This is a genomic window from Bradyrhizobium sp. USDA 4353, from assembly GCF_054063215.1.
The window spans coordinates 3,020,390-3,042,241 of the sequence record NZ_JBSSGB010000001.1; the positions used below are offsets into that span (position 1 = coordinate 3,020,390).

18 protein-coding genes and 1 tRNA gene are annotated in these 21,852 nt (G+C 65.3%); 12 read left to right on the top strand and 7 right to left on the bottom strand.

Annotated elements, in window-relative coordinates:
* Positions 1-167 precede the first annotated feature (167 nt).
* Both ACVILH_RS13350 and ACVILH_RS13355 read left to right on the top strand, forming a co-directional pair.
* Positions 168-2,576 (top strand): hypothetical protein, encoded by a 2,409-nt coding sequence (locus ACVILH_RS13350; RefSeq protein ID WP_456713300.1) that lies wholly within the window; start codon positions 168-170, stop codon positions 2,574-2,576.
* Positions 2,577-2,623: 47 nt separating this feature from the next.
* Positions 2,624-3,730, top strand: a complete 1,107-nt coding sequence (locus tag ACVILH_RS13355) for an SLOG cluster 4 domain-containing protein (RefSeq protein ID WP_456713301.1) — start codon at positions 2,624-2,626, stop codon at positions 3,728-3,730.
* Positions 3,731-4,062: 332 nt separating this feature from the next.
* On the opposite strand, the gene ACVILH_RS13360 is transcribed toward ACVILH_RS13355, so the two are convergent.
* From ACVILH_RS13360 to ACVILH_RS13370, 3 genes are all read right to left on the bottom strand, one after another.
* Positions 4,063-4,137 (bottom strand) — tRNA-Val (locus ACVILH_RS13360).
* 226 nt (positions 4,138-4,363) lie between these two features.
* Positions 4,364-5,641, bottom strand: a complete 1,278-nt coding sequence (locus ACVILH_RS13365; RefSeq protein WP_456713302.1) for a hypothetical protein — start codon at positions 5,639-5,641, stop codon at positions 4,364-4,366.
* A gap of 142 nt (positions 5,642-5,783) precedes the next feature.
* Entirely contained in the window at positions 5,784-6,446 is a 663-nt protein-coding gene (locus tag ACVILH_RS13370) for a DUF1134 domain-containing protein (protein ID WP_456713303.1), read from the bottom strand.
* Between the two features lie 120 nt (positions 6,447-6,566).
* Between ACVILH_RS13370 and ACVILH_RS13375 the strand changes: the two genes are divergently transcribed.
* Complete coding sequence (locus tag ACVILH_RS13375) at positions 6,567-7,076, top strand: YHS domain-containing (seleno)protein (RefSeq protein ID WP_456713304.1); 510 nt, start codon at positions 6,567-6,569, stop codon at positions 7,074-7,076.
* A gap of 5 nt (positions 7,077-7,081) precedes the next feature.
* On the opposite strand, the gene cysQ is transcribed toward ACVILH_RS13375, so the two are convergent.
* The gene (cysQ, locus tag ACVILH_RS13380) at positions 7,082-7,915 is read right to left on the bottom strand and encodes a 3'(2'),5'-bisphosphate nucleotidase CysQ (protein WP_456713305.1); all 834 of its coding nucleotides are present in this window, start codon (positions 7,913-7,915) and stop codon (positions 7,082-7,084) included.
* Between the two features lie 246 nt (positions 7,916-8,161).
* Between cysQ and chpT the strand changes: the two genes are divergently transcribed.
* The 9 genes from chpT (at position 8,162) to ACVILH_RS13425 (ending at position 18,599) form a co-directional block, all read left to right on the top strand.
* Positions 8,162-8,824 (top strand): histidine phosphotransferase ChpT, encoded by a 663-nt coding sequence (gene chpT / locus ACVILH_RS13385; RefSeq protein ID WP_456713306.1) that lies wholly within the window; start codon positions 8,162-8,164, stop codon positions 8,822-8,824.
* A gap of 236 nt (positions 8,825-9,060) precedes the next feature.
* Positions 9,061-11,847 (top strand): hybrid sensor histidine kinase/response regulator, encoded by a 2,787-nt coding sequence (locus tag ACVILH_RS13390; RefSeq protein WP_456713307.1) that lies wholly within the window; start codon positions 9,061-9,063, stop codon positions 11,845-11,847.
* 27 nt (positions 11,848-11,874) lie between these two features.
* Entirely contained in the window at positions 11,875-12,345 is a 471-nt protein-coding gene (locus ACVILH_RS13395; protein WP_456713308.1) for a chemotaxis protein CheW, read from the top strand.
* Between the two features lie 67 nt (positions 12,346-12,412).
* Entirely contained in the window at positions 12,413-12,778 is a 366-nt protein-coding gene (locus ACVILH_RS13400) for a response regulator (protein WP_006613312.1), read from the top strand.
* A 73-nt stretch (positions 12,779-12,851) separates the two neighbouring features.
* Complete coding sequence (locus tag ACVILH_RS13405) at positions 12,852-14,015, top strand: protein-glutamate methylesterase/protein-glutamine glutaminase (protein WP_456713309.1); 1,164 nt, start codon at positions 12,852-12,854, stop codon at positions 14,013-14,015.
* Positions 14,012-14,881 (top strand): CheR family methyltransferase, encoded by an 870-nt coding sequence (locus ACVILH_RS13410; RefSeq protein ID WP_456713310.1) that lies wholly within the window; start codon positions 14,012-14,014, stop codon positions 14,879-14,881. Before ACVILH_RS13405 ends, ACVILH_RS13410 begins: the two co-directional genes overlap by 4 nt.
* A gap of 174 nt (positions 14,882-15,055) precedes the next feature.
* Complete coding sequence (gene kaiC / locus ACVILH_RS13415) at positions 15,056-16,807, top strand: circadian clock protein KaiC (RefSeq protein ID WP_456713311.1); 1,752 nt, start codon at positions 15,056-15,058, stop codon at positions 16,805-16,807.
* Positions 16,804-17,100 carry a circadian clock KaiB family protein gene (locus tag ACVILH_RS13420; RefSeq protein ID WP_012046401.1) on the top strand — a complete coding sequence of 99 codons (297 nt, stop codon included), beginning with the start codon at positions 16,804-16,806 and terminating at the stop codon, positions 17,098-17,100. Before kaiC ends, ACVILH_RS13420 begins: the two co-directional genes overlap by 4 nt.
* Before the next feature lie 11 nt (positions 17,101-17,111).
* Positions 17,112-18,599, top strand: coding sequence for a sensor histidine kinase (locus tag ACVILH_RS13425; protein ID WP_456713312.1), 1,488 nt, complete (start codon positions 17,112-17,114; stop codon positions 18,597-18,599).
* A gap of 71 nt (positions 18,600-18,670) precedes the next feature.
* On the opposite strand, the gene ACVILH_RS13430 is transcribed toward ACVILH_RS13425, so the two are convergent.
* From ACVILH_RS13430 to ACVILH_RS13440, 3 genes are all read right to left on the bottom strand, one after another.
* Entirely contained in the window at positions 18,671-19,753 is a 1,083-nt protein-coding gene (locus tag ACVILH_RS13430; protein ID WP_456713313.1) for a DUF2252 family protein, read from the bottom strand.
* Between the two features lie 394 nt (positions 19,754-20,147).
* Positions 20,148-20,534 (bottom strand): response regulator, encoded by a 387-nt coding sequence (locus ACVILH_RS13435; protein ID WP_456713314.1) that lies wholly within the window; start codon positions 20,532-20,534, stop codon positions 20,148-20,150.
* Between the two features lie 105 nt (positions 20,535-20,639).
* Complete coding sequence (locus tag ACVILH_RS13440; protein ID WP_456713315.1) at positions 20,640-21,815, bottom strand: glutathionylspermidine synthase family protein; 1,176 nt, start codon at positions 21,813-21,815, stop codon at positions 20,640-20,642.
* Between the last annotated feature and the right edge of the window lie 37 nt (positions 21,816-21,852).

Genomic DNA, 21,852 nt, shown 5'->3' on the forward strand with positions numbered 1-21,852 from the left:
GCAATTTCTTCTCTGAACGTCATTCTAACGGCGTGATCATTGCCGGTCCGCCGACATAACAGCTTCATCCAATCCTACTCCTAATCTCCTCGTCCCGATCATCTCCCAATTCTTCTTCAGCCTTTCTTCTGCAGCCTTGCGCTACCGAATTTTCCGGAGCGATTTCGATGAGCAAGAAGCCGGCGCCAGGTCCCACGCAGGGCACCATGGCCACGCAAACCCGAAAGCCGATCGGAACCAAGGCGATCTTCCCGCCGCGGCGGGACTACGCCTCCCTATCGCTGAAGGATCTTCTCGATGCGCGGGAGGCGTACCACGTCTACCTGTCGCAACTCGACAATGTCATCGCGACCGCCGTTGGTCGCTATTGTATTCATCAGGACGACTGGTACGCCCAGCATCCACCGGACCGCCCGCGTCCCAAGGATGTCGCCAGGATCACGGCGCCCCGCACATTGGCCAATTCCGTCATTCGGCCCTGGTCATGGCCAGCGGTGCTCGTTTTTGTGCGGCACTGGAAACAACCGCATCAGCTTGGCAGCGAGATCGTGCCGCCGACGCTGTATCTTCCCGATGGCCGCGTGGTGCCGACCTGTGTGATCGAGGCCCCACCTGATGAGGAGCCGCCGGCGCCCGCCGAAGGACCGTTTCACGCCAGTCATATGCTCGGCGGCGGCTATGCTTGCCTCCGCGAGCATCAGGGTCAACAATCCCTCGGCACCTTTGCATGCCTCGTACGCAAGGGCGGCTCTTACTACGCTCTGACTAACCGGCACGTTGCGGGCGGCGACGGCGAAACCGTAAAGGCCTATATCCGCGGAGCCTATGAGCCCGTCGGGACTACGGCTGATATTGCCGTCGACCGCGAACCCATGGCAGCCGCATTCCCGCTCCGGGGACAACAGAGCTCCCTCCTCACGCTCGATGCCGGGCTCGTCAAGATCAACAACATCAATGACTGGACCTCACAGGCCTTCGGCATCGGTGAAATCGGCGAACTGTACGATGCCACCGAACACTCCATCACGCTCGACATGATCAGTTGTCCGGTGCGTGCCTTTGGTGGCGTCAGCGGCGTCATCGAGGGAGAGGTGAGGGCGCTGTTCTTCCGGTACGAGGTGGTCGGCGGACAGGAACACGTCACCGACATGCTGATCGGCCCTCGCCGCAACGACAAGAAGGGGCAGGAGAAAAACCCTAAAGTCGACCATCCGCTGACCAGGCCAGGCGATTCCGGCACGTTGTGGTTCTACGATCCGCCGTCCAAACCACGGCCTGAGGAGGCCAACGAGGATCTCAACCTGCAGGCCGCCACCGCCGAGCGCGGCGTCCGTGCGAGGCGGCTTCGGCCGCTGGCCATGCAATGGGGCGGGCAACGGATTCGCGGCAGTGACGGCCAGAAGAGCGCCTATGCGCTGGGCTCGTTTCTCTCGACCATCTGCCGAACCCTCGATGTCGAGGTGATCCGGAACTGGAGCCTGGGTCATGACGAATATTGGGGCAAGGTCGGACATTTTTCGATCGGCTGGAAAGCCTGCGATCAGTTGAAAGGCGATCTTGAGCGCCTCATGAAACTCAATCAGGTCCGTATCGGCTTCCCGGACGAGACCATCTCCCAGGGCAAGCAGTTCCGGGTCGGACGCGACGGGTTCGTGCCACTGGCGGATGTGCCCGACTATGTCTGGGTTCACAGTTGGCGGCAGTACGAGCCCATTCAGCACTTCGCTGATATCGATATCGAGGACATCGACGGCGGGCCCTCAATGCTCGCGCGCTGCGTCCAGGACCCGGCCAATATCGCCGCCAGTCGCTGGAAGGAGTATTTCGACGGTTTTGCCCAGGCCGAGGTCGGGCCGGAAGAAGGCACGCTGCCCTTCCGGGTCTGGCAGATATGGGACGCCATGGTGGCCTATCTCCAGGCCAAGGACGTGCTGCGCTTTGTCGCCGCCGCCGGGGTCATGGCGCACTATGTCGGAGACGCCTCCCAGCCGCTCCATTGCTCCTATCTTCACCATGGCGTGCCGCCGATGCGCAAACTCCATGGCCGCAACTACCCGCTGCCGCGTGACAGTAAGGAATTCCAGCAGTTCAAGGACAGCGCCGAGGCCAAAATCCACGGCATCTATGAAGAGAATATGCTGGAGGTCGACACGGCAACCGCCCTCGCGAATGTCGATGAGGAGCTTGGACGCCGCGAGGAGCCCGAGCTCGTTGACAACGGGCATGGTGCTGCTCAGGCTGTCATCAGCCTGATGGCAGCCGCACAGAAGCGCCTCGCGCCCCTGACCATTATCAAGGCCGACGATCCAAGCGAGAGCGTCCCCGATCGCGCCGCCGCGCTCTGGGCCAATCCAAAGATCAGGAAAGCCACCATCGAATCCCTCGCCGATAGCGTCCAGGTGCTCGCCGCTTTGTGGAGCTCCGCCTGGAAGGCGGGCGGTGGAGCTAGCATCCCGAAGGCCAAGATCCGCGAATACACCGAGGACGAGCTTCAGCCGATCTACCGCAATGACCACAATTTCGTGCCGAGCCTGAGCCTCGATGAGATGGTCGAGAGCGGCAAGTTCGAGCCGTAGTCAAGCTGGTCCACGCATAGAGAGTTTGACCCAAGCAGGAGGGCGCCATGACCGTCATACCTCGCCAACTCTATACGGCCGACGACCTGCTGGGCGGCTTCAATCCATGGGACAAGATGGGGTACACCCTCTCGCAGGATTTTGCGATCTACAGGGAGTTCGCCATGAATGGCGGGCCCTTGCCTGCGACGCTTGCGATCCGGGCGGCTCAAGCCGAACATGATGCCGCAATCGCCGACGCCCTGCGGGTCTTCCTCAAAACCGTGCAACGACCCTTGGTCGGCATTATGGGTGGTCACGGCCTGACTCGTGACCACGCCGCCTATAAAGCCATTGCGCATCTTGCGCGCGATCTTGCCCATGCAGGCTTTCTGCTCGTCACCGGCGGCGGACCGGGTGTGATGGAAGCTGCCCATCTCGGCGTTGCCTTTTCAGCCGCCGAGACCTCCGGTCCGCTCGACGACGCGATCGGCATGATCAGCAAGGTGCCCAAGGCCCCTTCGCTCGATGAGCTGTTCGAGCCCGACTGGACCGTCAAACGTGACAAGCTGGAGGCCATTGCTCAGGCGCGCGAGTGGCTCAAAGTCGGCCTCGAAGTCCGCGCCAAGGCCCCTTCCATTCTTCCCGTCAGCCTTGCCATACCGACTTGGCTGTACGGCGCGGAGCCCACCATGCCATTCGCTACGCATTATGCGAAGTATTTCCAGAACAGCCTGCGCGAAGAAGCACTCGTCAACAACTCCCGCGCCGGGATCATCTATGGCCGCGGCGGCGGCGGGACGCTGCGCGAGATTTTCCAGGATGTCGAACGCAACTACTACGTCAAAAAACTCGAAGACATGACGCCGATGATTTTCTTCGACGGCGACAATTTCTGGAGCACCGATGCCGTCATGAACGACACCGGCGCCGAGAAGCCCGGCATCCAGGTCGAACCCGTCGTCCGTCACATTTTCGCCTATGGCCTGACGTCCTCCACCAAGACCAAACCCGAGGTCGACCAAGCGCTCGAGAGCAAACTGCTCTTCACAACCGACCATCAGAAGATCATCGGTGTGCTGCGCAGTCACGAGAAGGTTGCGCAACAAAACCTCACTTACGCGCTGGCCGCCCAACCGCTCAAGATCCCCACGCTTCGCATGAATCGCTACTGATGAAAGGCTGACGCCTCGTGCAGAACGGCCGGCTGTTTCTCATGTCATGCGACACGCTGACCTGCCCGTGAGGACCTCCTCCTCCGAGGCGAAGCGGCTCAATGGGCTATCGAGGACGAGAATGCCAAGCTGAGATTATGTCCGCCATCCGCAACCGCACGCTCCAGCGTCTTGCGGAGCGCCTCTGCTTGATGGTTCGGCAGGTGCGACTGGGGCCAACGAGATGATGGCCAGGCGCTCAGATTGATCGCGTGCCCAGATTGTGGCCCGGCGAAGCGCGGGCACATCGTTGGGGAAACGATCCGATAAGTTCCTGAGTGATCTGGCCTGGATGGTGGGCGCACAAGGGATCGAACCTTGGACCTCTCCCGTGTGAAGGGAACGCTCTCCCGCTGAGCTATGCGCCCGGATCCTGGTGGCTGCCGGCCGTGAGGCCTCAAGGCAGCTGCCGAAGCAGTCCGTCGGAGCCCGCGATTTACGAAGCGCGGGTGGGGGGTGTCAAGGATTTGCGGAGTCCGGGACGAGGAAAACTGCGGGTGGGGTGCCAGCCCGCCTCGAAGGGACCGAAATAGATCGTTTCGCGCTGATCCTCCCCGAGGGGAGGACCAATTCAGGCGTCGGACCGTTCCGCCATTAAGCCCCGATCTGCCGGGCCCGCGAGGCATGAGACTGCAGCGCGCGGATGCGGTCGGCGAGGGTGCCGCCCTGGGGAGCGCCGGGGGCCGCCGCGGCTGCGGGAGCGCCGTTGGCATTCGCGGGCTTAGCGGCGGGCTCCGCGGCGAGCATGGCCTCGATGGTCGAGTTCGGGCCCTCGATCTGCATCGCAAGCTTGGCCACTTCAGCGGCGATGTCGTTGATGCGCTCACGGAGCAGCGCGTTCTCCATGCGCTCCTGGGCCCAGGTGCTTTCGGCCTGCTGCTGGATCGCATTCATCTCGCGCTGCAGCTTGGCGCGCTCGTCGCGGGCGGCCTGGAGCTGCTCTTCGAGCGCAGCCTTCTCCGACTTCAGCCGGTCGAAGGCGGCGGACTTGCCGCTGCCCATTCCGGCCAGCTCCTCGCGCAGCTCCTTCAGCGCGCGGTCGGCGGCGGCATTGGCCTCTCGCAGCTGGTTGTTCTCGAAATCGCGCTCAGCGAGCAGCTTGCCCTGGGTCGACAGCCGGCCTTCGAGGTCGGCCACACGAGATGCCAGCATCTCGGCCTCCTTGACCTGGACGATCAACTGGCGGTCGAGCTCGGTGACGCGCTGGCTGAGGTTCTCGACGCGGGCGCGGGCGTCATTGAGCGCCTTGGTCGCGGTGTCGGATTCGTCGCGCTCCAGCGCCAGGCGGGCCTGGGTGGCGGAGAATTCCTTCTCGGCGTCGGCGACGCGGGTGCGCAGCTCCTCGACCTGGGTCTTCACCGTGACCAGCTCGACCTGGCGGCTGTCGGCGAGCATCGACTTGTCATTGAGCTCGGCGGTGAGGCGGACCAGCTCGGCCTGCTTCTCCTTTAGCGCCTGCTCGGCGGCGCGCAGCGCCTCGGTCTTGGCGGCGAACTCTTCTTCCGTCGCGCGGAGCTGATCCTTCAGCGCCTTCTCGCGCGCTTCCAGGGCGAAGATCGCGGCGTTCTTCTCGCCGAGCTCGATCTTCATGCGGTTGATGGCGTCGGTCTTCTTGCCGAGATCGGCGAGCTGGCCGGTGGCTTTGTTTTTGAGCGCGTCGACGCTCATCTCCAGCCGCCGCGCCGACATCGCGAACTCCGCGCGTAACTGGTCCTTGTCGGCCTGGATCTCGGCCATCGAGAGCGGCGTGGCCGCTTCCAGCCGGCGCGTCGTCAGCCGTACCGCACGATTGTGCACCAGCGGCACGATCATGAGGGCACAGAGCATGGCGATCAGAAAACCGATCGCAAAATACATGATCGGCTCGACCATGACGCACAACTCCCGGTCCGAAATGATTAACGGAATCACAATGCACGGCGGGCTGATTCATTGCCAGCCCAATGCCGTGTTAACCTTGATCCGTCACGGGAGAGCGTGTCTCAACGGTACCAGTTGGCGGTCTCAGCCCGTATCAGAACGGGTTCCAGGTCGAGTTCGGGGTGAACTTGAGATAGCCGACATTGGCGCCGAGCCGCAGGCCGATGCCGGACCGGATCGGCACCAGCACGATGTTGTTGGCGGTCAGCGCCGTCATGCCGAAGCCGCCGACGATGTAGGCCGAGCCGTCGATGCCGACGAAGCGCTGGTAGATCGCGCTGGTGGCCGGCAGATTATACACCAGCGTCATGGTGCGGGCGCCGTCGCCGCCCCAGTCGAAGCCGAGCGAGGGACCCTGCCAGTAGACGCGGAGGTCGCCGGCATTCTTGGTGTACAGCGTGCCTTCGCCGTAGCGGAGACCGGCGACGAACGCGCCGGCGCCTTCCTCGCCCAGGATGTAGCCGTTCGGCAGGCCCCATTGGCTGACCGCGCGCTCGATCACGGAGGCGAGGCCGCGCGAGACGTTGCCGAAGAAGCGGTGGCCGGCATTGACCAGCTCGTCCGGATTGAAGCTGTCCGGGCTCGGCGCCGGGCGCGGCGGCGGCGCTGGCTGCTGATAAGGGGGCGGCGCAGCCTGATAGGGCGGCGCGCCCTGATAGGGTTGCGCCGGCGGGGGGGCCTGCTGCGCGGCAACCGACGCGGTCAGGGCCGTCAAGGCCGCGAACGTCGTGGCGGCGAGGCGGATTGCGAAACTCATCGATGGAAAATCCCCTGCTATCGGCGGCCCGACCGTGACCTTAACCAGACGCCAACCACATCCGGCGATGGTCGGACGAGGGGCATCGCCCCTGCCAGTCCCATGTTATCGGCACGAACTATGACCGCACAACGGCAACAAGGACACCAGAGCGGCTCAAAGCCGCGTTTTCGCCGCGTAATCGCCGCCGTCGCCCTCATTTCCCTGTTGCTGCCGTCGGGCGTGCCGGCCGCCACCACCCAGCGGATCATCGCCAACCGCTACAGCGGGCTGGCGATCGACGGCTTCGACCCGGTGTCCTATTTCGTCGACGGTCAGGCCTTGATGGGCGAGGCCGACTTCGAGGCGGCGCAGGGCGGGGTGGTCTGGCGGTTCCGCAACGAGGGCAACCGCGCCTCCTTCCTGGCCCATCCGGAGGTCTATGGCCCGCAATTCGGCGGCTATGACCCGACCGACGTCGCGCGCGGGGTTACGGTGGCCGGCAATCCGCGCTTCTTCGCCGTGGTCGAGGACCGGCTGTTCCTGTTCAATCGCGAGGAGAGCCGGGATGCCTTCAAGGCCGATCCCGGTCGCTATCTCGCCAAGGCAGAGGCGCGCTGGCCGGCGCTGCAGGACGATCTGCCGCAATAGGCCGTTCAGACCGGCCTCACCGCGCCGGGATCGCCCCAGGCGATGAAGGACGGCACGATGAAGCTGTCGGCGCGCTCGCGATAGCGGAGCGGCGTGCCGGCCTCGCTGGTGACCGTGCCGCCGGCCGCCACCACCACGGCGTGGCCCGCCGCGACGTCCCATTCCGAGGTCGGGCCGAGCCGCGGATAGATGTCCGCCAGCCCCTCGGCGAGCCGGCCGAACTTCACCGCCGAGCCCAGCGCCAGCCGCTCCGCGCCGGGGCGCGCCGCGATGAAGGCCTCGCTGCGGGCATCGCCATGCGAGCGGCTGACCGCCGCCACCCAGGGCTCGCCCGGCGCGGGCATCCGCCGGGTGCGAATCGGCACCGGCTCGGTCAAGCCGGCATCCGTAAACGACAGCCGCTCGGCGCCGCGGCCGACCAGGCCGCGCCAGATCAGGCCGATCGCGGGCGCGCAGACGATGCCGAGCAGGGGGCTGGCGTCGGTGACCAGCGCCAGATTGACGGTGAACTCGCCGCGGCCGGCGACGAACTCCTTGGTGCCGTCGAGCGGGTCGATCAGGAAGAAGCTGCCCTTGAACGGCGCGGCACTGTGTCCGACCCGCTCTTCCGAGAGAGCGGGTATGTCCGGCGCCAGCCGGGCCAAGCCCTCGGCGATGACCCGGTCGGCAGCGAGGTCGGCCTCGGTGACCGGGGAGCCGTCGGATTTGTCGGTGACGGCCATCGCGCGGCGGTTCACCGCCAGGATCGCCTGCGCCGCCTCGACGACGAGCTCGGTGAGCGGCGTCATCAGCGCTGCGGCGGCGTCGACCCCGAGAGTGCCTGCGGTCTGGCCCGTCATCGCGCCACGCTCTGCTCGGCCGTTCCCTGCGCAGCTTGCATCATTCGAGTCCTCGTTCTGGTCGGCCGCCCCGGCGCATCCGGATACGGCCATTCGCACGCATATTGAGCAGCTTTTTGCCGGGGAAAACCGCCACGTACTTTCCCGTGTCCTGCCCTCAGCTCGGTGGCGGTCCCTGCTTTCGCAGTGTATCAAGCGTTAACGCAAGCATGATTCGTCCAAGTTCGCGGATTTCAGGAACATCGAATGTCCGGCACGTCCTCTTCCGAGATCGCCAATCCGATTCCCGCTCCCGATACGCTCGAACTTGCCGCTCTGCTCTGCTCCAAGGTCTGTCACGACCTGATTAGTCCGGTCGGCGCCATCGTCAACGGCCTCGAGGTGCTCGACGACAATCCGAAGCCCGAGGATCGCGACTTTGCGCTGGAGCTGATCCGCAAGAGCGCCAAGACCGCATCCGCCCGGCTGCAGTTCTGCCGCCTCGCCTTTGGCGCGGCCGGCTCGGCCGGCGCGCAGATCGATCTCGGCGATGCGCAGACCATGGCGCGCGGCCACATCGAGGATGCCAAGACCTCGATCACCTGGAATCTGCCGCGGCTGCTGCTGCCGAAGAACCGGGTCAAGCTGCTGCTCAACATGATGGTGGTGGCGCAGCAGACGATCCCGCGCGGCGGCATGCTGACGGTCGATCCGGTCGGCGAGGGCGAGGCGATGAGCTTCCGCGTCGCCGCCACCGGCCTCAACGCGCGGCTGCCGCAGAACATCGTCAACATTCTCGGTGGCGAGCTGCAGGCGACGATCGACGCCCATGCGGTGCAGCCTTACTACACCCGCCTGCTCGCCGAGGCCTGCGGGCTGAAGGTGACGCTCGCCGCGGACGGCGCTGCGATGGTGGTGCAGGCGGCCTGATCGCGATCAGCACGCGTCGATCCTGCGACGTCTTGTCGTCGATAAGCGCCTGAAACCGTTTACCATGGTTAAGCAAGTCTTAGCGATGTGTCCGGATTTGTCCCGACACATCTTATCTCTTTGTTGAGTCCGTTCATTTGCGCTTACTCAACTAATATTAAACGCTTTGGACCGAAACTGGCCACGGTTTGAAGGGCGCGGCATGTCGCGCTCCGTTGCGTGCGAAGGCCAGTTTCATGGATGACCTGTTGCGTGAGTTTCTGACGGAGACCAGCGAGAGCCTGGATACCGTCGATAATCAGTTGGTGCGGTTCGAGCAGGAGCCGAACAACGCCAAGATCCTGGATAACATCTTCCGCCTGGTGCACACGATCAAGGGGACCTGCGGCTTCCTCGGCCTCCCGCGGCTGGAAGCGCTGGCGCACGCCGCCGAAACCCTGATGGGCAAATTCCGCGACGGCATGCCGGTCACCGGCGAGGCCGTGACGCTGATCCTGACCACCATCGACCGCATTAAAGATCTGCTGGCGCAGCTCGAAGCCAATGAGTCCGAGCCCGAGGGCGAGGACCGCGACCTGATCAGCGAGCTCGAGGCGATGGTCGAGCGTGGCATGGCCGCGATGGCCGCAGGCGAAGCCGCGCCGCCGCTCGTTCCCGCTGCTCCCGCAGCACCGCCGGCGCCTGCGGTGACGCAGGGCAAGCTGATCGATCAGACGCTGGAGCGTCCGCTGCGTCCGGGCGAGGTCTCGCTCGACGAGCTGGAGCGCGCCTTCCGCGAGACCGCGATCGAGACCCCGCCGGCGCATGAGAAGGCGCCCGAGCCCAAACCTGCTGCGCCGGCAGCCGTCGCCAAGGCTGAGCCTGCAAAGGCGGAAGCCAAGCCTGAGACCAAGGCCGAAGCGCCGAAGAAGGCGGCGCGGCCGAAGGCCAATGCCGATGGCGAGGTGCAGGAGAGCGACAAGGTCGCCAACCAGTCGATCCGCGTCAATGTCGACACGCTCGAACATCTGATGACGATGGTCTCGGAGCTCGTGCTGACGCGCAACCAGCTCTTGGAGATCGCCCGCCGCAACGAGGACACCGAGTTCAAGGTGCCGCTGCAGCGCCTCTCCAACGTCACCGCCGAGCTGCAGGAGGGCGTCATGAAGACGCGCATGCAGCCGATCGGCAATGCCTGGCAGAAGCTGCCGCGCATCGTCCGCGATCTCGCGACCGAGCTCGGCAAGCAGATCGAGCTCGAGATGCACGGCGCGGACACCGAGCTCGACCGCCAGGTGCTCGACCTGATCAAGGATCCGCTCACCCACATGGTGCGCAACTCCGCCGATCACGGCCTGGAGACGATGGCCGAGCGCGCCGCCGCCAACAAGCCCGACCAGGGCACGATCCGTCTCTCCGCCTATCATGAAGGCGGTCACATCATCATCTGCATCGCCGACAACGGCCGCGGCCTCAACACCGAGCGCATCAAGGCCAAGGCCTTGGCGAATGGTCTCGTCACCGAGGCCGAGCTCGAGAAGATGACGGAAGCGCAGATCCACAAGTTCATCTTCGAGCCGGGCTTCTCGACCGCGGCTGCCGTCACCTCGGTCTCGGGCCGCGGCGTCGGCATGGACGTGGTGCGCACCAACATCGACCAGATCGGCGGCACCATCGACATCAAGTCGGTCGCCGGCGAGGGCACCTCGGTCACCATCAAGATCCCGCTGACGCTCGCCATCGTCTCGGCGCTGATCGTCGAGGCCGGCGGCGACCGCTTCGCGATCCCGCAGCTGTCGGTCGTCGAGCTGGTGCGTGCGCGCGCCAACTCCGAGCATCGCATCGAGCGCATCAAGGACACGGCCGTCCTGCGCCTGCGCAACAAGCTGCTGCCGCTGATGCATCTGAAGAAGCTCTTGAAGATCGACGACGGCTCGTCGACCGATCCCGAGAACGGCTTCATCGTGGTCACACAGGTCGGCAACCAGACCTTCGGCATCGTGGTCGACTGCGTGTTCCACACCGAGGAAATCGTCGTCAAGCCGATGTCGACCAAGCTGCGTCACATCGACATGTTCTCGGGCAATACCATCCTGGGCGACGGCGCGGTCATCATGATCATCGACCCCAACGGCATCGCCAAGGCGCTCGGCGCCGCCGGCTCGGCCTCGCAGGCCGTGGCCGACGAGCATTCGTCGCATCACATCGTCGGCGGCGAGCAGCTCACCTCGCTCCTGGTGTTCCGCGCCGGCACGGCGCAGCCCAAGGCGGTGCCGCTGGCGCTGGTCACGCGGCTGGAGGAGATCGCGGCCGACAAGATCGAGATCTCGAACGGCCGCTACATGGTGCAGTACCGCGATCAGCTGATGCCGCTGGTGCAGATGGAAGGCGTCTCGGTGCAGACCACGGGATCGCAGCCGATCCTGGTGTTCGCCGACGAGACCCGCGCGATGGGCCTCGTCGTCGACGAGATCATCGACATCGTCGAGGAGCGGCTCAACATCCAGGTCTCCGGCGCCAAGGACGGCATCCTCGGCTCCGCCGTGATCAAGGGCCAGGCGACCGAGGTGATCGACGTCGGCCATTTCCTGCCGATGGCCTTCGCCGACTGGTTCATCCGCAAGGAGATGGCGACGGAAGCACAGACGCAGTCGGTGCTGCTGGTCGACGACTCGCCGTTCTTCCGCAACATGCTGGCGCCAGTGCTGAAGTCGGCCGGCTACAAGGTGCGCACCGCGGCGTCGGCCATCGAGGGCCTCGCCACGCTGCGCTCGGGGCACACCTTCGACATCGTCGTCACCGACATCGAGATGCCGGAGATGAACGGCTTCGAGTTCGCCGAGACCATTCGCGCGGACCAGAACCTGCATCATCTGCCGGTCATCGCGGTGTCGTCGCTGGTGTCGCCGGCGGCGATCGAGCGCGGCCGCCAGGCCGGCCTCTACGACTACATCGCCAAGTTCGACCGTCCCGGTCTGATCGCGGCGCTCAAGGAACAGATCGAGGAACGTGCCCGCGCCGACGCGGCGAAGCGTGCGGCGTAACGGGGAAGGGCTGGGGAGTAGCGTGCCATGAGCAGCAAGATTGAAACGACCGAGGGCGCCGTCGTCGAATACGTCACCGCAATGATCGGCGGCCAGCTGTTCGGCCTGCCGATCTCGCGGGTGCAGGACGTTTTCATGCCGGAGCGGGTGACGCGCGTGCCGCTGTCATCCACCGAGATTGCCGGCGTGTTGAACCTGCGCGGCCGCATCGTCACCGTGATCGACATGCGGGCGCGGCTTGGCCTTGCCCGCGCCGATGACGGCAAGCCGCCGATGGCCGTCGGCGTCGACCTGCGCGGCGAGTCCTACGGCCTCCTGATCGACCAGATCGGCGAGGTGCTGCGGCTGCCCGAGGAGGGCCGGGAGGAAAATCCCGTCAACCTCGATCCGCGCATGGCGAAGCTTGCCGGCGGCGTGCATCGCCTCGATGGCCAGCTGATGGTCATCCTCGATGTCGATCGCGTACTCGAGCTCGCCGCCGACAAGATGGCGGCCTGAGCCGCAGCGTAAGCCCGCCCACGCGAGCCCGCGCGGTCGGTTTGGACCCTGATCCCGAGAGGCTGAAATGAGAACGTGTCTGGTAGTTGACGACTCGAGCGTCATTCGAAAGGTGGCCCGCCGCATCCTGGAAGGTCTGGATTTCCAGATCGTGGAGGCGGAGGACGGCGAGCAGGCGCTCGAGATCTGCAAGCGCGGCCTGCCCGACGCGGTGCTGCTCGACTGGAACATGCCGGTCATGGACGGCTATGAGTTCCTCGGCAATCTCCGTCGCATGCCCGGCGGCGACGCGCCGAAAGTGGTGTTCTGCACCACCGAGAACGACGTCGCGCATATCGCGCGGGCGCTGCATGCCGGCGCCAACGAGTACATCATGAAGCCGTTCGACAAAGACATCGTGACGGCGAAATTCCAGGAAGTCGGGCTGATCTGATCTCCGTCAGTCCGGCGGACCCGTGCTCGTCCGGGCTTGCGGTCGCCCTATGCCTCTGTCCTGTTGGTGAACTATGAGCGTCGCGTTGGCCAGTTCTTTTCCAAGTTCGACCAGACAGGAACCCCTCCGGGTGATGGTCGTGGACGATTCCGTGGTCATCCGCGGCATGATCTCGCGCTGGATTGCGTCTGAGCCCGATATGGTCGTGGCGGCGTCGCTGCGCACCGGCCTGGAGGCCGTCAACCAGATCGATCGCGTCAATCCCGATGTCGCCGTGCTCGACATCGAGATGCCCGAGCTCGACGGCATCGCGGCGCTGCCGAAGCTGCTGGCCAAGAAGAAGAACCTCGCGGTGATCATGGCGTCGACGCTGACGCGTCGCAACGCCGAGATCAGCTTCAAGGCGCTGTCGCTCGGCGCGGCCGACTACATCCCGAAGCCGGAGAGCACGCGCGAGGCGTCGGCTGCAGACAATTTTCACCATGATCTGATTCAGAAGATCCGCACGCTCGGCGCCAAGGCGCGTCGCTCCGCCCCTCACGCGCCGCATGTGCAGGAGCTCAGGCCGGCTCCGGCGATGCGACCGGTCGCCGCTCCCGTCGCGCCGGCCGTGCCCGCCGCGGCGCTGGCGCGCCGCGCGTTCAGCTCGCAAATGCCGAAGGTGCTGCTGATCGGCTCGTCCACGGGCGGTCCGCAGGCGCTGATGTCCGTCGTCACCGAGCTTGGTGCCGTCATCGACCGCTTCCCCGTGCTGATCACGCAGCACATGCCGCCGACTTTCACCACCATCCTTGCCGAGCATCTGGCGCGTTCGAGCCGCAGGCCGGCGCATGAGGCCATCGACGGCGAGGTCATCAAGGCCGGCCAGATCTATCTGGCGCCGGGCGGCCGCCACATGCGCGTCGCGCGGCACGGGGCTGACGCCGTCATCGCGCTCGACAATGGTCCGCCGGTCAATTTCTGCAAGCCGGCCGTCGATCCGCTGTTCACCTCCGCGGTGGAGATCTGGCAGGGCGCGACGCTCGCCGTGATCCTCACCGGCATGGGCTCCGACGGCATGCGCGGCGGCAAGGACATCGTCGCCGCCGGCGGCAGTGTCATCGCGCAGGACGAGGCGACCAGCGTGGTGTGGGGCATGCCGGGCGCGGCCGCCAATGCCGGCATCTGTGCGGCCATCCTTCCCTTGAATCAGATCGCGCCGAAGCTGGTGCGTCTGTTTGCTGGAGACCGTTCGTGACCCCCCTGGACTATGAGTTCTTGCGTAAGCTCCTGAAGGAGCGGTCCGGTCTCGACCTCTCGGCCGACAAGCAATATCTGGTCGAGAGCCGGCTGCTGCCGCTCGCCCGTCGCGCCAACCTCCCGGGCATTCCGGAGCTGGTGCAGAAGATGAAGAGCGGCGGTGAGCAGCTTACGACGCAGGTGGTCGAGGCGATGACCACCAACGAGACGTTCTTCTTCCGCGACAAGATTCCGTTCGATCATCTCCGCGAGGGCATCTTGCCTGGGCTGATCCAGGCGCGCGCCAGCCGCAGGTCCCTGCGTATCTGGTCCGCGGCCTGCTCGACCGGCCAGGAGCCGTATTCGATCGCGATGTGCCTGCGCGAGTTCGGACCCGCGCTGGCCGGCTGGCGGATCGAGATCGTCGCCACCGACCTGTCGCAGGAAGTGCTGGAAAAGTCCAAGGCTGGCCTCTACAGCCAGTTCGAGGTGCAGCGCGGCCTGCCGATCCAGCTCCTGGTGAAGTACTTCACCCAGCTCGGCGAGCTCTGGCAGCTCAGCGCCGACATCCGCGGCATGGTCCAGCACCGCCAGCTCAATCTGCTGCACGACTTCTCGCATCTCGGCAAGTTCGACGTGATCTTCTGCCGCAACGTGCTGATCTATTTCGATCAGGACACCAAGGCCGCGATCTTCGAGCGGATGGCCAAGGTGATGGAGCCGGACGGCACCTTGTTGCTGGGCGCGGCCGAGTCGGTCGTCGGCATCACCGACGCCTTCCGCCCCAATCAGGAGCGGCGGGGTCTGTACCAGATCAACCCCGTCCGCAGCCCGCGCGGCGGCGCGGCCCTGCTGCCCGGCCTGAAAGTGGTGGCGGCGCGCTGATCGCTCGCCTGGCGGTTAAGTCCTTCAACGGCCGGCGCAAATGCCGGCCGTTTGTCGTTGGATCACCCGCACTGCAAAATCTTTTCCGACGTCGGGAACCTTTCGCGCCTTCAAGCGTCGATTCACGCCTTGGTGTGGCCGAAGCGTGTTCGCTCGACGGCGGGGGAAAAATTGATGAAAACGAGCGTGCGTCCTCGAATCGTGGCGCGGGATCTCCCTGTCATTGCGAAATCGCCGACCGGGATCGACGGCCTCGATGAGGTGACCTTCGGTGGCCTGCCACAGGGCCGGCCGACCTTGTTGTGCGGCGCCGCCGGCTGCGGCAAGACCCTGTTCGCCATGACGTTTCTTTACAACGGCGCGGTCGCCTATGACGAGCCGGGCGTGTTCATCGCGTTCGAGGAGCAGCCGGAGGACCTCATCAAGAATGTCGGCTCGCTCAGCTACGACGTCGAGCGGCTGATCGAGCAGAAGAAGATCCTGGTCGATCACATCCATCTCGATCGCAACGAGATCGAGGAGGCTGGCGATTACGACCTCGACGGTCTGTTCATCCGCATCGGCTTCGCGATCGACTCGATCGGCGCCAAGCGCGTCGTGATCGACACCATCGAAACCCTGTTCGGCGGCCTCGACAATCAGGCCGTGTTGCGCTCTGAGCTGCGCCGGCTGTTCGAATGGCTCAAGAGCAAGGGCGTCACCGCCATCATCACCGGCGAGCGCGGCGACGGCACGCTGACCCGCTACGGCCTCGAGGAATACGTCGCCGACTGCGTCATCCTGCTCGACAACCGCGTTCACGATCAGCTGTCGACGCGGCGGCTGCGCGTCGTGAAGTATCGCGGCACGGCGCACGGCACCAACGAATATCCCTTCATCATCGACCAGGAAGGCATCACGGTGATGCCGATCACCTCGTCGGGGCTTTCGCATGATGTCTCGACGGAGCGGGTCTCGACCGGCATCGCCGATCTCGACGGGATGCTCGAAGGCCATGGCTACTACAAGGGATCGAGCATCCTGATCTCGGGCATGGCCGGCGCCGGCAAGTCGACGGTCTCGGCGCACTTTGCCAACTCGATCTGTGCGTCCGGGCAGCGCTGCATCTACTTCGCGCTCGAGGAATCGCCGCAGCAGATCGTGCGCAACATGAGATCTGTCGGTCTCGACCTGCAGCAATGGGTGGATCGCGGTCTGCTGCGCTTCTCGGCGCGCCGTCCCAACCTCTACGGGCTCGAGACCCACCTCGCGGCGATGCATCGCGAGGTGAAGGAGTTCGATCCCGCCGCCGTCGTCGTCGATCCGATCTCGTCGCTGATGGGGGCCGGGCTTGCCGGCGACGTGCATTCGATGACACTGCGGCTGATCGACTTCCTGAAATCCCGCGGGGTCACCGCGCTGTTCACCAATCTCGGCGCCGGCAGCGCAGAGACGGCGACGACTGAGATGCAGATCTCCTCGCTCACCGACACCTGGCTGCTGCTCTACAATCGCGAGAGCAATGGCGAGCACAATCGCCAGCTCTATCTGTTGAAGTCGCGCGGCATGGCGCACTCCAACCAGGTGCGCGAGTTCCTGATGAGCGGCGACGGCATCTCGTTGCGCGAGGTCTATGTCGGTCCGGAAGGGGTGCTCACGGGATCGGCGCGGGTGGCGCAGGAGGTCAGGGATCGCGCGGACCGCCTGTTGCGCTCGCAGGAGATGCAACGCCGCACGCGGGAGATCGAGCGTCGCCGCCGCGAGATCGCGGCGCAGATCGAAACGCTGAAAGCGCAGCTTGCCAGCGAGGAGGGGGAAATGGAGCTTCTGAACCTGGAAGGCGCGGCCCGTGAGGATCAGCGCTCGGCCGACCGGATTGCCCTGGTGCAGAGCCGCACGTCGAAGCGGGCGGCGGGCTCGCCGCAACCGATGACGGCGCGCAAATGACGGCCGCACCGATGGAACAGGATGGCTACAATCTTCGGCTCTATGTCGCGGGCCAGACGCCGAAATCGCTGGCCGCGCTCGCCAACCTCAAGAAGCTCTGCGAGACGCATCTGCCCGGCCGCTACACCATCGAGGTGATCGATCTGATGAAGGATCCCGCGCTGGCGCAGCGCGACCAGATCGTCGCGATACCGACGCTGATCCGGCAATTGCCGGAGCCGCTCAAGCGCATCATCGGCGACCTCTCCAATGCGGAGAAGGTTCTGGTCGGTCTGGATATCGCACCGAGCTGAACGGAGGTTTCGTGGCGGCCAAGGACGCAATGCAGGCGGCGCGGCCGCGGAACGAGGCGGAAGAGACCGTCGAGGCGATTCATCGCGGCAACGTCGATGCCGTGGTGGTGCAGGGCCCGAGCGGCCCGCAAATCATCATGCTGCAGGGCGCGGACGCGCCCTATCACGTTCTGGTCGAGCGAATGAGCGATGGTGCGCTGACGCTCGATGCCGATGGCAGCATCGTCTACGTCAACTCCAGGCTCTGCGCGCTGACGGGGCTCGATGCGCAGCAACTGGTGGGACGCAGCTTCGCCTCGCTGTTTGCGGGCGCCGTGCCGCAGCAGCGCGCCGGCGATGCGGCGAGCGATGCCCAGCTGCGCCGTGCCGATGGCGGCGATCTGCCGGTCTCGGTCTGGATGCGGCAGATGGCGATGGGCGGCGTGGTCGCCACGCTGGTGACCCTGACCGACATGTCGATCCAGCGCCGCGCGGAGGAGGTCGCCAGCGCCGAGCGCTTCGCACGCTCGATCCTGGAGCAGGCGACCGATGCCGTCGTCGTGCTGGCGCTCGATGGGCGTATCACGCATGCGAGCTGGGTGGCCGAGCAGCTCGCCGAACGCTCTCCGGTCGGACAGTTGTTCTCAGAAGCGTTTCCGCTCGATGCCTTGAGTGAAAACCAGCAGGGCACCTTGACGCGCTTTTCGCGCGAGAGCCTCGATCGGGCGCTGGCCACCAAGCCGTTTCACGGCGTCGAGGTGCGCCTGCGCGATGAGCGGATGTCGGGGCGTTCGTTCCTGCTGTCGGGCGGCCCGCTGGTCAACGACGCCAAGGAGACGGTCGGCTCGATCGTGACCTTGACCGACATCACCGAGCGCAAGCGCGCCGAGGAGCAGCAGACCGTGCTGGTCGCCGAGCTCAACCACCGCGTCAAGAACATCCTGGCGATCGTGCAGTCGGTGGCCGGACAGACACTGCGGACATCGCCGTCGCTGCCGGCCTTCAACAAGGCGTTCTCCGGACGCATCCAGGCGGTCTCCATCGCGCACGACATCCTGACCCAGACGCGCTGGATCGGCATCGGATTCAACGAGCTGCTGACGACGGTTCTAGCGCCCTATGGCGTCGGCGAAGGCCGCATCAGCATCGAGGGGCCGCCCGTGCTGCTGGAGGCGCGGCTGGTGCTGCCGCTGTCGATGGTCCTGCATGAGCTCGCCACCAATGCCTCGAAATATGGCGCGCTCTCCGCGCCATTCGGCCAGGTCACCATCAACTGGCGGCTGTGCGACGATCGACGTCGCCTCGAGCTCGTCTGGCTCGAGCGTGGCGGCCCGGAGATCGAAGGCAACGGGTCCCGCGGCTTCGGCACCACCTTGATCGATCGCGTCGTCCGCTTCGATCTCGACGGCGAAGCGGACCTGGCGTTCGCTCGTGAGGGAATTCGCTGCACATTGCGATTCGCGCTGACGGCCGAGACCATGCCGGAGCAGGTGCCGGCGTCCGCGGTGCAGCCGGACTGATCGCTCGACGCGGGCGTCGAGCGGTACGCGCGCATCATGTCCAGGGCTGCATGTCCAGGGCTGCGAGGCGCTCACCCGTTGTAGCGCCACACCTCGTAGTCCTTCTCGGTCGCGTCGCGCGCGGCGTGGGCGGCGCGGCGCAGCCAGCCGGGCTCGCGCCGCTTCAGATCGGCGGCAATGTGTGTGGCGGCGTCACCATGGGCCGCATGGATGGAGGCGAGGTCGATGCCCATGGCGCGTAGCTGCTCGCGCTCGAGGTCGGCGCCGCCATCCTTGCCGAGGTCGATCTTGCGCGAATCCGCGGACAGCCGCCGAATAAGATAGTCGCCATCGGCGGTGGGGTGAACGCCGAGCGACGGGTCAGGCGCACGATAGAGGCCCGTCGATAGATCCATGAAGCTGGACCTCGGCATCGTCTGTTGCGGCGCCTCGCGCTTCCATTCCCAGGCGGAAGGCACCAGCGCCTTGGCCTCGCGGACCACGTGGCCGCCGCGCCAGTTCGCCACCACGACGAAGCGTGGGCGCCCGAGACTGCCGCCGCCGGCGACGCGGCGACGGAATTTCGGGTTCTCGGCTCCCTCCGGCAGGCTGGCGACGAGCAACTGACGGACCTGCTCCGGCAGCGACTTGGCGTGCCCGAGCGCGTCGATGTCGTCCCAGAACTTGCGCCGGCGGTGATCAGTGCATTTCACATAGGCGCGGATCCAGATTGCGTCCTCGTCGAGCAGCGCCGGCCGCGGAGTCTTCAAGCCGTCGCGGTAGCCTTCAAGGATGGCATCCGCGGCATCGCCGCCGGAGATCGCCATCTTCGGCGCGAGCTTGGCGCTGGTCGCGAGCCGGACCAGATCGAACGCATAGGGCATGATTGCGGCTTCGTCGAAATCGTTGACGCCCCACACCCAGCGCCCGTCGGCGTCGCGCCAGGTCCCGAAGTTTTCCAGATGGATGTCGCCCACGCACAGCGTGGCCGGCGCTTCGGCAATCTCGGGGACGATCCTCTCGATGCGCCGTGCCCAGCGATAATAGGTCGCCCGCAGGAACACGAACGGATCCTCGCGCATCCGCCGATGCTTGGCGTCGAGGTCCTCGTCCACCACCTTGCATTGCGTGCGCAGCCACGTCTCGTATAATTCGGTGTCTTCGATGATCGACAAGCGCTGCTCCTGACCATGTCTATCCAGCGTGTATATGCACGCGCAATCTGCGCCCGGCGCCAGCCGCGGAGGATGCGAGGTTGGCGCCCGGCTTGGCCGCAAGCTGATCCAATTGATCCGAGGCTGATCCAGAGACTTATCCGACGGATGTCGTCCATTCCGTCGCGTCAAGACGCCGTAGTTGCAATCCGATTGCTGACCATGATCTCGTTCTTCCGCTTAGCAATAAGGCTCAAATGGCCGAGCCAAGGAACGGCCTCGGCCGGCTATAAATGCCGGGACCGACAAGTAACAAATCCGTCACAAAGCTTATTGAGTTTTGTCGGAACCAGCAATCAAAAGTTGCGGGAGTTGGTCGAGGTCGAGGGCGGGCGCGGTTGCAGCAGCGGATCAGTCACGTCGCGGAGCGCGTGAACGCCGTCTCGCACATGGCGCGCAGCGCGCGTTCGTCGAACGGCTTGGCGAGTCGCGGCAGGTTGCGGAATTCCGGCGGGAACAGGGTCGCATCATCGTAGCCGGAGGTGATGACGATCCTCAGTCCGAGCGCGATCAGTTGCGGCAGGATGGCAAAGATCTGCTCGCCGCGCAGATTGACGTCGAGCAAGGCACCATCGAGGTTGCCGCGTTCGGCTTCGCGCAGCACCTCTGCGACGCGCGACACCGGGCCGATCACCTCGCACCCGAACCCCTGCAGCACCGTCTCGAGCTCGAGCGCAATCAGGCCCTCGTCCTCGGCGACCAGGATGCGCAAACCTTCGAGCTGAGCGTTGTCGGTCGTCATGCCTCACATCCGGTCGCTGTTGCCGCGTCCAGGAGTTCCGTCCATGCTCTATCTAACCATCCGGCGCGGCCTGTCGAGGCGTTTTCGCGGCCTATTGCTAACGCTCTACACGATCGCGTGCGGCAAAAAGCGCGACCGGTTACTGGTGATCGGGGTTGCATCCTCCCGGATGGACATCCCGCAGGGCGCATGGGCGACCAGCCAGCTGCCGATCACCGGGAAGACGCCGCCGAAATCCGGCAGCGGCGCCAGCGCCTGGCGGATGAAGCCTTCGGCGCCGTAGGGACCGTCCTGCGCCGACACGGCCACGCCGTCGGCGACCAGGCTGACATTGGCGCCCTCGCGCGAATAGATCGGCTTGCGCACGAAGCTCGCGCCGAGGCTCGCCGCCTTCGGGTCGTCCTCGAAATAGGCCGGCAACAGGTTCGGATGCCCTTCGTTCATCTGCCAGAGCAGCGGCAGGATGCCCTTGTTGGAGAGGATCGCCTTCCACGGCGGTTCGACCCATTGCGTCGGCGCGCGCGAAAGCTTCGCGCCGAAGGCGTCCTGGAACATCCACTCCCAGGGATAAAGCTTGAAGGCAAGAGCGATGTCGTTGTTGTCGAGATCGACGAAGCCGCCGCCTGTGTCGCGCCAGCCGATGTCGGCGATGTCAAGGATCGTTGTCGACAAGCCGGCCTGCACCGCCGTATCGGCGAGATAGGCCAGCGTGGCCGCGTCCTCGGCTTCGCCGGTCATTCCCGCCAGGTGCAACCGCCGTCCGTTGCCCAGCGTGCGCCAGCGCTCGATCAGCCGCTCATGGATGGAGTTGTACTGGTCGGAGCGACCGGGGATGATTCGCCGCTCGATCGCCTGCTCGAGCCAGGTCCACTGAAACACAGCCGCCTCGAAGATTGAGGTCGGCGTATCCGCATTGTATTCGAGCAGCTTCGCCGGCGTGCGGCCGCCGTCGCGAAAGCCTGGAAAGCTGAGATCGAGCCGGCCGTAGAGACTGTCATCTCTCCGCTTCCAGCTCTCCGCCAGCAGCGGCCAGAAGGCCGGCGGAATCTTCAGCCGCTCCAACAACGCCTCATCGGCCACGACCTTGCCGACGAGATCGAGGCACATCTGCTCGATCTCGGCGGTCGGCTCCTCGATCCCCAGCTCAATCTCCGCGATCGTGAATGCGTAGTAGGCACGCTCGTCCCAATAGCGCGTTCCGTCGAGCTCGTAGAAGTCGAAGCCGCATTGCTCGGCCGTCTGCCGCCAGTCGTCACGCTCGGGGCAGGGGATGCGCTGCATCTCCGCTAACTCCGGACGCAATCAGGCGTGCCGCGGC